This is a genomic window from Roseateles subflavus, assembly GCF_030285365.1.
Lineage (GTDB): Bacteria > Pseudomonadota > Gammaproteobacteria > Burkholderiales > Burkholderiaceae_C > Roseateles_B > Roseateles_B subflavus.
On the sequence record NZ_JASVDS010000011.1, the window covers coordinates 1 to 12,013 of the forward strand.

At 67.6% G+C, this 12,013-nt stretch carries 4 protein-coding genes and 1 pseudogene; all 5 read left to right on the forward strand.

Going from position 1 to position 12,013, the window contains the following annotated elements; all coding sequences use genetic code 11:
- Positions 1 to 757 (forward strand): non-ribosomal peptide synthetase (locus QRD43_RS22285; protein WP_285984722.1); only part of this gene is annotated, 757 nt, incomplete at its 5' end.
- Positions 754 to 8,385, forward strand: a pseudogene (locus QRD43_RS22290) (amino acid adenylation domain-containing protein); the annotation flags it as partial. The gene QRD43_RS22285 and the pseudogene QRD43_RS22290, both read left to right, overlap by 4 nt.
- 77 nt (positions 8,386 to 8,462) lie before the next feature.
- Positions 8,463 to 9,953 carry a thioesterase domain-containing protein gene (locus QRD43_RS22295; protein WP_285984724.1) on the forward strand — a complete coding sequence of 497 codons (1,491 nt, stop codon included), beginning with the start codon at positions 8,463 to 8,465 and terminating at the stop codon, positions 9,951 to 9,953.
- On the forward strand, positions 9,953 to 11,257 hold the full coding sequence (locus QRD43_RS22300; protein WP_285984725.1) for an MFS transporter: 1,305 nt from the start codon (positions 9,953 to 9,955) through the stop codon (positions 11,255 to 11,257). Before QRD43_RS22295 ends, QRD43_RS22300 begins: the two co-directional genes overlap by 1 nt.
- Before the next feature lie 81 nt (positions 11,258 to 11,338).
- Entirely contained in the window at positions 11,339 to 12,013 is a 675-nt protein-coding gene (locus QRD43_RS22305; RefSeq protein ID WP_285984726.1) for a YIP1 family protein, read from the forward strand.

The window sequence follows — 12,013 nt, forward strand, 5'->3', positions numbered from 1 at the left end:
GCGCGGGGCCATCGGCGAGATCTGCATCGGCGGGCAGGGCCTGGCGCTGGACTATCTGAACCAGCCCGAGCTGACGGCGCAGGCCTTCATCGCGCATCCGTTCAAGCCCGGCCAGCGGCTGTACCGCAGCGGCGACCTGGGTCGCTGGCGCGAGGACGGCACGCTGGAGTTCATGGGCCGGCGCGACCAGCAGGTCAAGCTGCGGGGCTTCCGCGTGGAGCCCGGCGAGGTGCAGAGCCGGCTGCAAGAGCACCCGGCGGTGGCGCAGGCCGCCGTCGTGGTGGACCAGGCCGACAAAGGGAACAAGCGCCTGGTGGCGTACTACGTCACGGCGGAGGGCGCGACGCCGGTGTCGGTGCAGGAACTGCGCGACCACTTGGCCGCAGAACTGCCCGATTACATGGTGCCCAGCGCTTTCGTATGGCTGCCACAACTGCCGATCACACTCAACGGCAAGCTGGACCGCAAGGCCTTGCCGCCGCCAGATGACGACGCCTTCCATGCCGAACGCTATGCCGCCCCGGAGGGAGCCATTGAGGCCGAGCTTGCGGCCATCTGGTCAGAGCTCCTGGGACGGCCGCTGGTGGGGCGGCATGACAACTTCTTCGAACTGGGCGGGCATTCGCTCCTGACGCTTCGCATGCTTGAGCGCATGCGCCAGGCCTCGTTGAGCGCCGACGCCTCGACCTTGTTCCAGTCACCGACGCTGGCGCGCTTTGCGGCCGGCACCAAACGAATCAGGGAAATTGTTCTATGACCACTGCCGAGCTTCTGCGCAGCTTGAATGCCCGGGGCGTTGCCCTGTCTTTGAAGGGCGATGAACTGTCGGTCAAGGCGGAAGAGGGAGTCCTCGATGATCAGGCGCTGCTGACGCTGCTGCGCCAGAACAAGGCTGCGCTGATCGCCGCGCTGAAGGGCGGTGCGATCAGCATGCAGGGAGACGGCCAGGTGATGGCACCGCCGGCGGCCATCCCCGAAGGCGCCACGACGATCAGGCCAGAGATGCTGCCCTTGGTGCAGTTGACGCAGGCGCAGATCGATGGATTGATCGGGCAGATTCCTGGCGGCGCCGCCAACATTCAGGACATCTACCCGCTGGCCCCGCTCCAAGAGGGCATGCTCTTCCACCACCTGATGGAGGATCAGGGGGATGTCTACCTGCTGCGCAGTGTGATGCGTTTCAAGCGCCGCGATCAGCTGGATGCGTACTTGTCGGCGTTGCAGCGGGTCATTGATCGCCATGACGTTCTGCGCAGCTCGGTGCATTGGGAGTCATTGCCGGAGCCCATCCAGCTTGTGCAGCGCTCCGCGGCGCTTCCGGTCCTGGAGCTGCCGGCCATGAGCAGCGCGGAGATGGTGAGCCAATCCGACCCGCGTCGACTTCGCCTGGATGTGCGCCAGGCACCCATGCTGCAGGCGCGCATTGCCCGGGAAACCGGCGCCACCACCGACGGGGAACCCTGGCTGCTGGCCTTGCTGGTGCAGCACCTGGCCATCGACCACACCGCCCTGGACACGGTGCAGCAGGAGATCGAGGCCATCATGATGGGCCGCGAAGACCTGCTGGCAACCCCACAGCCTTACCGCAACTACGTGGCCCAGACCAGGCACGCGATGCCCCGCGAGGCGCACGAAGGCTTCTTCCGGCAGATGCTGGCGGGCATTGATGAGCCCACGACGCCCTACGGTCTTGATGACGTGATGGGCAGCGGCCTGGGCATCGAGCAGGCGCAGCAGCAAGTCGACAGGTCCTTGGTCTCCAGCCTGCGGGGATTGGTCCGATCCCGTGGCCAGAGCATGGCCAGTGTGTGCCATCTGGCCTATGCGATGGTGCTGGGCGCGCTCTCAGGTCGAGAGGACGTGGTGTTCGGCACGGTGATGTTCGGGCGCATGCAGGCCGGGCCGGGTGCGGATCGTGCGCTGGGGCTCTACATCAACACCTTGCCTTTGCGGATTCGACTGACCGGAAGGGGCGCTGCCGATGCCCTGCTGCAGGCCCAGGCGGACCTCGCCCGGCTGCTGCAGCACGAGCATGCGCCCCTGTCCCTGGCCAAGCGTTGCAGCGAGCTCCCAGGCGACAAGGTGCTGTTCAGCGCACTCTTGAACTACCGACACAGCCAGGACATCGAGACACTGCCTCAACGGTGGTCACAGGAACTCGGCCTGCAGCTGGTGTACTCGGAGGAGAGCAGCAACTTCCCGTTCAATATGGACGTGGACGACAGCGGCGCCGGTCTCACACTGACCGCGCAGGTGGCCGGGCATGGTCGCGCGCAGGACGTCTGCGCGCTGATGGCCCAAGCGCTGGCAAGTCTGGAGCAGGCGCTGCGCGAAGGCGGGCAGGGCGCGCTGAGTGCGCTGCCGGTGCTGCCGCTGGCGCAGGAGGAGCGGCTGCAGGGCTTCGGCCAGCCGGCCCAGGCGCTGAGCGCCGAGCTGGCCCAGCGCTTTGACGAGCAAGGCAGCCTGCATGGGCTCATCCAGGCGCAGGCCCGGCGCAGCCCGCAGGCGCTGGCCCTGGTGGACGAGCAGGAGCAGCTGAGCTATGCCGAGCTGGACGCCCTGACGCAGCGACTGGCGGCCCACATCGCGCCGCATCTTGCGGGTGCGAAGGAAGCGAAGGACGGCCAGCCCCTGGTGCTGCTGTGCCTGCCCCGCGGGGCGGCGCTGGTGGCCGGCGTGATCGCCGTGCTCAAGGCTGGCGCGGCCTACGTGCCGGCGGACCCGGCCTACCCCAGCGAGCGTCTGGGCGCCATGCTGCGCGACAGCGGGGCCCGGGTGGTGCTCACGCATGGCGAGCTGGAGGCCTCGGCGCAGGCCCGCCTGGCGATGGCCGTGGCGGCGCAGGAACAGCCGCCGGTGGTGCTGGATGTGCATGAGCTGCGCCAACAACAGGCAACGGAGCAGTCCCTGCCGCAGGCGAGCGCATCGTCCCTGGCCTACGTGATCTACACCTCGGGCTCCACCGGGACGCCCAAGGGCGTGATGGTCGAGCACCGCCAGGCCCTGAGCCAGCTCGGCGCGGTGGTGCAGCGCACGGGGCTGAGCGCGCAGGACCGCGTGCTGCAGTTCGCCTCGGTGGCCTTTGACGTGTCGGTGGAGGAGATCTTCGCGACGCTGGGCGTGGGGGCCACGCTGGTGCTGCGCAGCGACGCCTGGCTGCAAGGGGCGCCGGCCTTCTGGCAGCGCTGCCAGGCCCACGGGATCACGGTGGCGGACCTGCCGCTGCAGTTCTGGGAGCAGCTCATCCAGCAGGACGAGCCGATCGCAGCCAGCCTGCGGCTGATCATCATCGGCGGCGAGGCGCTGAACCAGCGGGCGCTGGCGCGCTGGTGGCAGCGCGAAGGGCACCGCCCCACGCTGCTCAACGCCTACGGTCCGACCGAGACCACGGTGAACGCCACCATCCACGAGCCCGGCGCGGGCCAGGAGGAGTGGCGGGCCATCGGCCAGGCCATGGCCAACACGCGGCTGTACGTGCTGGACGCCCACCGGCGTCTGGTGCCACCGGGCGTGGTGGGAGAGCTCTACATCGGCGGCGCCGGAGTGGCGCGAGGCTATCTGGGCCGTCCGGATCTGACGCAGGAGCGATTCCTGGCCGATCCCTTCGTGCAGGGTGGATCGGGGCGGATGTACCGCACCGGCGACCTGGTGCGCTGGCGCGAGGACGGGGTGCTGGAGTATGTGGGTCGCAACGACGCACAGGTGAAGCTGCGCGGCTACCGCATCGAGCTGGGTGAGATCGAGGCGAAGCTGCTGGCGCAGCCTGGGGTGCGCGAGGCGGTGGTGCTGGCCCGCGAGGATGAGCCGGGACACAAGCGTCTGGTGGCGTATGTGGTGGCAGGCGAATCGGAGGACGTCTCGACCGAGGATTCGGAGGACGGCATGGCGGCCGAAGCACAGTGGACGCAGAGTCTGCGTCAAGCCCTCGAGCAAGCGCTGCCCGCCTACATGGTCCCCAGCGCCTTCGTGCTGCTTCCCTCGCTGCCGCTGACCCCCAATGGCAAGCTGGACCGCAAGGCCTTGCCGGCCCCGGACCTGCAGGCACTGGCGGCCCGAGGCTACGAAGCCCCGCAAGGCGAGCTGGAAGAGCAGCTGGCCGCGCTGTGGGCCGAAGTGCTGCAACTGCCGCGCGTGGGCCGGCACGACAACTTCTTCGAGCTCGGCGGTCACTCGCTGCTGGCGGTGACGCTGATCGAGCGCATGCGCCAGGCCGGTCTGGCCAGCGACGTGCGAGCGCTGTTCAGCACGCCGAGCCTGGCGCAGTTGGCCCTGGGGATGCAAGGCAGCTCCGAACAGACTCGTGAAGTCGAGGTCCCACCTAACGCCATCCCCGAAGGCGCGACAGAGCTCACGCCGCAGATGCTGCCCCTGGTGTCCTTGAGCCAGGCACAGCTGGACGCCATCGTGGCCCGCGTGCCGGGCGGCGCCGCCAATGTGCAGGACATCTACCCCCTGGCACCGCTGCAGGAAGGCATGCTCTTCCACCACCTGATGGCGGCCCAGGGCGATGTGTACCTGCAGGACGTGCTCTTCAGCTTCCAGGAGCGTGACAAGCTGGACCGCTTCGTGCAGGCCCTGGGCCAGGTCGTGCAACGCCACGACGTGCTGCGCACCGCGCTGCACTGGGAAGGCCTGGACGAGCCCGTGCAGGTCGTCTGGCGAGAAGCACCTTTGCTCGTGCAGGAAGATGCTCTCGATCCTGACAGCGTCCAGGACGCCGCGACACAACTGCGCGAACGCTGGGATCCACAGCACACCCGGATCGAGCTGACCCAGGCGCCGCTGATGCGGGCCCACGTGCTGCACGATGCCGCCCAGCAGCGCTGGCTGCTGCTGCTGTTGATGCACCACCTGGCGACCGACCACCAGGCGCTGGAGGTCATGCAGCAGGAGATCGCTCTGTTGCTGAGCGGCCGGGGTCAGGACTTGCCTCCCGCGCAGCCCTTCCGCAACTACGTGGCGCAGGCACGCCTGGGGCTCAGCCCCGCGCAGCACGAGGCCTACTTCCGCGAGCAGCTGGGCGACGTGGATGAACCGACGCTGCCTTACGGCCTGTCGGATGTGCAGGGCGACGGCAGCCAGGTCGGTGAAGCGCACTTGGCACTGCCAGATTCGCTGAGCCGCGGGCTGCGCGCCCAGGCCCGTCGCCTGGGCGTGAGCGTGGCCAGCCTGTGCCACCTGGCCTATGCCCAGTTGCTGGGCCGGGTCAGCGGGCGTGAGGACGTGGTGTTCGGCACCGTGCTGTTCGGCCGCATGCAGGCCGGGGCCGGGGCGGACCGCGCGCTGGGTCTGTACATCAACACCTTGCCCTTGCGCGTCAAGCTGCAGGGCCCGGTGCTGGGCGCGGTCAAGCAGGTCCAGCAAGACCTGGCCGGCCTGCTGCGCCACGAGCATGCCCCGCTGGCGCTGGCTCAGCGTTGCAGCGGGCTGGAGAGCGGCGTGCCGGTTTTCGCCGCCTTGTTCAATTACCGCCACAGCCCGAAGGACACCACGCCTGACGCAGACGCCACGCTGACCGACTTCACCGCCGGGATCCAGAGCGAGGTCGGCGCTGAACGGAGCAACTATCCCTACACGCTCAGTGTGGATGACGACGGTGAGGCGCTCTTCGTGACCGCCCAGGTGCATGAGAGCATCTCTGCCGAGCAGACCTGCCGCTACATGGCACGACTGCTCCAGGCGCTCTCGGAAGCCCTGGAGGCGGACACCTCGCGGTCGCTGCTGTCGCTGGACATGCTGGAAGACGCGGAGAGGGAGGCCCTGATCCATGGCCGCCACGAACCCGTGCGCTACGAGCAGCGTCTGACGGTGCATGCCCTGTTCGAGGCCCAAGTCCATCGGACGCCAAAGGCCCTCGCGATGATCGACGGCGAGCGCAGCGTCAGCTACGCCGAGCTCAATGCCAGCGCCAATCGCCTGGCCTGGCAGCTCCAGCAGGCGGGTGTGCGCCCCGGTCATCCGATCGCCTTGCTGATGAAGCGCTCCATCGAGCTCGTGACCTCGCAGCTGGCGGTCCTGAAATGCGGCGCCTTCTTCGTGCCCTTGGACGAGCAGGCGCCACCGCAGCGCTGGGCCGAGCTCGTCGAGGACAGCGGCGCCGCCCTGCTGCTGGTACTGCCCGGCCATGAAGAGCGGCCCTTGCCCGATGTGGAACGGCTGATCGTTGACCTGCGGCATCCGGACCTCACACAGGCGGGCACGCCTGCCGAAGTCCCTGCACAGCTGAAGGACCTGGCCTATCTGATGTACACGTCCGGATCGACCGGCCGCCCCAAGGGCGTGCGGATTCCGCATCGAGCCATCGGCCGCATCGCGATCCAGAACGGCTATGCCGACTTCGGGCCCACGGACCGCGTCGCGTTCATCTCCAACCCGGCCTTCGATGCCAGCACGATGGAAGTCTGGGCGGCGCTGCTCAACGGCGGCACGCTGGTGACGATGGACACCGACACGGTGCTGGACCCGCCCCGCATGGCCGAGGCTCTCGATCACCTGGGCATCACTGTCATCTTCCTGACCACCGCGGTGTTCAACCAGCTGGCGGCGTCCATTCCTCAGGCGCTGTCTCGACTGCGTCACCTGATGACCGGCGGGGAACGTTGCGATCCGCAAGCCTTTGCCCGGGTCCTGGCAAAGCAGGGGCCCGTCCGCCTGATCCACTGCTATGGTCCGACCGAGACCACCACCTTCGCGCTGACGTCCCACATCACCTCGGTGAGCGAGGGGTCCTTGACGCTGCCCCTGGGGCGCCCGATCTGCAACACCCGGGTCTATCTGCTGGACGAATGGCGCAGGCTGGTGCCTTTCGGCGCCATCGGCGAAATCTACATTGGCGGCGAAGGTGTCGCACAGGGCTATCTGAATCGGCCGGAACTGACGCACGAGCGCTTTGTGGAAGATCCGTTCGTGCCGGGCGCCACGCTGTACCGCAGCGGCGATCTGGCCTATCAACGCCCTGATGGCCAGTTCGTCTTCGTGGGACGCCGCGACTTCCAGGTCAAGATGCGGGGGTTCCGCATCGAGCTCGGGGAAATCGAGGCCCAGCTGCTGCTGCGGCCGGGCGTGCGCGAGTCGCTGGTGCTGGTTCAACACGGCCAGACGCCCCAGCAACGATTGGTCGCCTACGTGGCCGGTGACCAGGAACAGCTCAACCCGGACGCCTTGCGCGCCCAGCTGGCCTCGACGCTGCCCGGCTACATGGTGCCTGCGGCCATCGTGGTGCTGGAGCGCATGCCGCTGAATCGCAACGGCAAGATCGACCGGGCCGCACTGCCGGCGCCGGATGGCGAGGGGCACGGCTCGGCGGCGGGCCAGGAGATCAGCGGTGACCTGGAGCAGACGATTGCCAGCGTCTGGCGTGAGGTGCTCGGCTTCGAACGCATCCAGCGCAACGATGACTTTTTCCAGCTGGGCGGCCATTCCCTGCTGCTGGCGTTGACGGTGAACCGATTCGAAGCCTGCGGCATCGACATCAGCGTGGCCGAGCTCTTCGGGCATCCGGTGCTGAGCGATCTGGCCGCCTACCTGCGCGAGCGCCCGGCGCCCATCGGCGACGCGGTCACGGTCATCCGGCCCATGGGCAGCAAGCCGCCGATCTTCCTGGTGCACGAGTACCTCGGCCTGGACATCTACTTCCACCGCCTGGGCCCCAAGATCGACACCGAGGTGCCGGTGTTCGGGCTTCCGGGATGCAAGCAGGGCACGAGCAGCGCGAACACGATGGCCGGGCTGGCCCACCGGCTCGTCAAGCTGATCCGCGCCGTGCAGCCGGAGGGACCGTACCGGCTGGCCGGCTGGTCGTTCGGCGGGATCCTCGCCTATGAAGTCGCCATGCAGCTGAAGGACGCAGGCGCGGAAGTCGGCTTCATCGGCTTGCTGGACAGCTTCGCCCCCGCCGTCTTGCGCCTGCTGCGGGCGCATGTCCGCCTGCGCCACGACCTGTCACTGCAGCGCAACCTGATGCTGCTCTGCGAAGAGCGCCCCGAACCGACGCTGAACTGGCTCCAGAACATCGTCAAGATGAAGCTCAAGGGCCGGGCCATCCGCAAGCTGACCCAGCGGGCGGACCAGCTGAGCTTCGACGCCTTGCTGGCCGAGTGCCGGAAGGCGCGCATCTTGCCGGACTATCTCGACCCGTTCGACGAAGCCGCCATGCGCGACTTCATTGCGCGCCTCCAGGCGCATGAGGACGCACTGGACGGCTACACGCCGCGTTCGGCCGACCTGCCCGTGCACCTGTTCTCCGCCGAGGACAAGAGCACCGTGTTCGACGAACTGGTGCCGATTGAAGTGCTGGAGCAGAACTCGGATCCGCGCGCAGGGTGGCTGCACTACATCCCCGAGGCGCTGCTGCGCGTCGTGCCGGTGCCGGGCGACCACGGAAGCATGATGAGCGACTACGTGGCCGAGCTGGGAACCGCGATCTCCAAAGCACTCGATGAATCCCTGCAAGGAAAGGCAATATGAGCAAGCCACACACCCACGAAGGCCCCGGCCAGCGACATGCGACGCAAGGACCGGGCCACGAGCCCCTTCTATTCTGGTTCGACGGCGAGCCCGCCGACCTGGCAGCCCCTCCAGACTGGATCGAAGGGCCGGGCGACGCGGCGCCCTTGCGGTGCGTCGCCCTGGACTGGCGCGAGGCCGGCCGTCCTCGCACGACGGAAGGCGCGGCGGCCTGGCTCGCACAGAGCATCCGGTCCTGGCAGGGCGAGGGCCCCTACTGGTTGGCGACGGACTCAGGCAGCGCCGAGCTGATGCATGCCGTCGCCCTGCAGTTGCTCGGCCAGGACCAGGACATCGCCTTCCTCGGTCTGCTCGGGACCCTGCCGGCGCCGGTGGCGACGGCGCCGTCCTCCCGCTCACGGGACCTGCCTGCATGGTCCATCGATCCGGACAACGGCGTGGTGCAACGACTGGCGTTGATGGCGACGGGCGCCAAGGTGATGTCCTCGACCGTGGTTCGCGAGCCCGACGGTACCCGCGAAAGCCTGCAAGCCTTGTGGTCGGACGTGCTGGACCTGGCGGACAGCCAGGCGCCACAACGGGCGCCGGAGCTGGACTATCAACCCTTGATCAAGCTGCAGTCAGGGGCAGCGGGGCATGTCCCGCTGTTCTGTGTTCCGGGTGCCGGCGACAGTGTCATGGGCCTGCGGGACTTTGCGGCGGCCCTGGGGAGGGAATGGCCTGTCTATGGTCTTCAGCCACGCGGAACCGACGGCGTGCTGCTGCCCCACACCACGGTCGAGGCCGCAGCCCGTGCGGCGGTGCGGGCCATGGAATCCGTGACGGGCGGGGGGCCGGTGCACCTGGCCGGGCATTCCTTCGGCGGTTGGATCGCCTTCGAGATCGCGCTGCAATGGCAGGCCTTGGGGCGCGAGGTGCTGTCCTTGGCGCTGCTGGACAGCGAAGCACCGGACGCTGCGGGCGTACTGGACAAGGAACACAGCCATCTGGACATCTGCGAGCAACTGGCGGGCAGCCTGGAACTTGCCTTGGGGCGCCCCCTGGGCCTCTTCCGCCACCAGCTGGCGCCCCTGTCTCCGGCTCAGCGCCTGGCTGCGCTGCACGCAGCGATGACGCGCCACGGCCTGCTGCCGACTCGCACGCGCCCTGATGTGATGGAAGGCCCCCTGCAGGCCTTTGGCGCAGCGTTGCGTGCCAGCTACCGGCCGAACGGCCAGTGGATCCGGCCCGTCTGCCTGGTGCAGGCCGACGATCCGCGTCGCTCCGCTGAGCGCAATGCGCAAGACCAGCAGCGGGACGCTGAAGGGTGGCGACTTTGGGCGCCGCAGCTCCAGCACTGGAAGGGGCCTGGCAATCACATGAGCATGCTCAAGCCGCCGCATGTGCAGGACTGCGTCGATTGGTGGCTGGCCCAGCAACAGGGCGTCAACAGGCCGGCAACGCCGACCTCGCCTCAACAGAAAACGAAGGACATGGGAGTCAATTGATGAAAGCATTTTCCCGACTGGCCGCACTGGGCCGACCGTTCTGGATGCTGTGGACCGGCCAGACGGTCTCGATGGTGGGGACGCAGATGGTCCAGTTCGCCATGAGCGTCTGGATCTACGAGCGCACCAACTCCACGCTGAGCTTCGCCGGCGCCATCGTGGCCAGCCTGCTGCCGGCCGTACTGGTCTCGCCGATCGCCGTCAGCGTCGTGGATCGGGTGAAGCGGCGCAACGTCATGATCGCCGCGGACTCGGTAGCGGCCCTGATGACCTTGATGCTGCTGATCCTGCTCTGGACGGACCGTCTTGAAGTGGCCCATCTGTACGCGTTCACCGCGGTGGCGTCGATGGTCAGCGCCTTCCAGGGGCCTGCCTTCGAGGCGTCGGTGGCGAACATCGTCAACAAGGGCTTGCTGACGCGGGCCGCCGGCGCGTTCGGCGTGAGTGCGACCACCTTGGGCGTCATCGCCCCCTCCATGGCGGGCATGCTGATGGCGCTCATCGGCCTGCCCGGCATCGTCACCATCGACCTGATCACGTTCGTGATCGGCACCTTGTTCGTCTGGTATGCCTTCAGCATCGCCAAGTCCAACAGCGAAGCACTGAAACCGGGCACGCTCAAGGAGGCGCTGCTCGACTCGCGGAAGAACTTCGTGTCGGCCTTGGGGTTCTTCAAGCGGGACGCCATCATGCTGGCGCTGCTGCTCTATTCCATGATGCAGGCCGGCCTGATCGCCGTGTCCGTCAGCCTGGTCGTGCCTCTGATCCTGGAGCGGCACGATGAGCAGACGCTGGGCATCGTGTTGAGCTTCGAGTCCCTGGGCGCGCTGTTCGGCAGCATGGCCATGGTGTGGTTCGACATGCCGGAGCGTCGCATGCGCATCGTCCTGGCCTGCGACGCGATCGTGGCCCTGTGCGTGCTGCTGGTCGGGATGGTGGAGGGCGTCCCCGCCTTGTGCGCGACCGAGTTCCTGGCTGGTCTCAGTGCGGCCATCGCTTCGAGCTGCGTCTTCGCGCTCTGGATGACGCGTGTCCCCGATTCACAGCAAGGGGGCATCCTGGTGCTGACGAGTACCAGCACCATGCTGGCGACGGCCTCCACCGTCGTCTTTGGTGGTCTGCTGGTGGAAGAGGTCTTCAAGCCGGCCTTCAAGCATGGGCACTGGGTGGCCGAGATGATGGGCCGCGCCGTGGGAAGCGGTGAAGGCCAGGCGGTCGCCGCCATGTTCGTGCTTTGCGGGCTGCTGGGGCTGATGGCCTCCATCGGAGGCATTGCCCTGCGCCCGCTGCGCGAGCTGCGTTGAAGCCGGCGCGGCTGCACGCCCCTGTAAGCGCTTGAACGAGCAATCGAATTGACGAACGAAACTTTATTGGGAGCATCCTTGATGAACACACCTCAACTCACACGATCCATGCTGCTGCAGCCCGAGCTGGCCTTCACCTCGCTGCGCGCGCAGCCCCGCTTTGCCTTCCCGCTGCTGCTGCTGGTCGGCTTGACGCTGGCATCCATCGGCGCCTACTTCAGCCAGGTGGATCCGGCCTGGCTGCAGACGCAGCTGCTGGCACCTGTGGGCGACAAGGCCCAGGATGGCGTGCCGGTCCTCTCCCTCCAGGCACTGGCCATCACCTCCGTGGTCGGCGCCTTGATCGCCCTGGTGGGTGGAAGGCTGCTGGAGGGCGGGTACTACTTTCTCGCAGGCCGCGCGACCCGCATCGACTTCCCCTTCCATCAGTGGCTGGCACTGGCTTGCTGGGCCAGCCTGCCGCTGCTGCTGCTGCCCATGCTGTCGGTGGGCATGCTGGTGGTCTATCCGAGCGGACAGATCCTGCAGGAGCAGCTCAACGCCCTCGCGCTCAACGAGCTGTTCTTCCATGCCTCGCCGGACAGCCCTTGGTATGTGCTCCTGAACTCGCTGAGCGTCCTGCATCCCTGGAGTTGGTGGTTGAGTGCCGTGGGCGTGAAGACCTGGAGCGGGCGTGGCTGGGCATTCAGCCTGGCATTTGCGCTGATCCCGTGGTTGCTGGTGTACGGCGTGTGGGCTTTGGTGGTGGGACTCTGA

Bases quoted from the DNA above. Each gene is read 5' to 3' on its own strand.
- QRD43_RS22295 (WP_285984724.1), top strand. From the start codon at position 8,463: ATGAGCAAGCCACACACCCACGAAGGCCCCGGCCAGCGACATGCGACG.
- QRD43_RS22300 (WP_285984725.1), top strand. From the start codon at position 9,953: ATGAAAGCATTTTCCCGACTGGCCGCACTGGGCCGACCGTTCTGGATG.
- QRD43_RS22305 (WP_285984726.1), top strand. From the start codon at position 11,339: ATGAACACACCTCAACTCACACGATCCATGCTGCTGCAGCCCGAGCTG.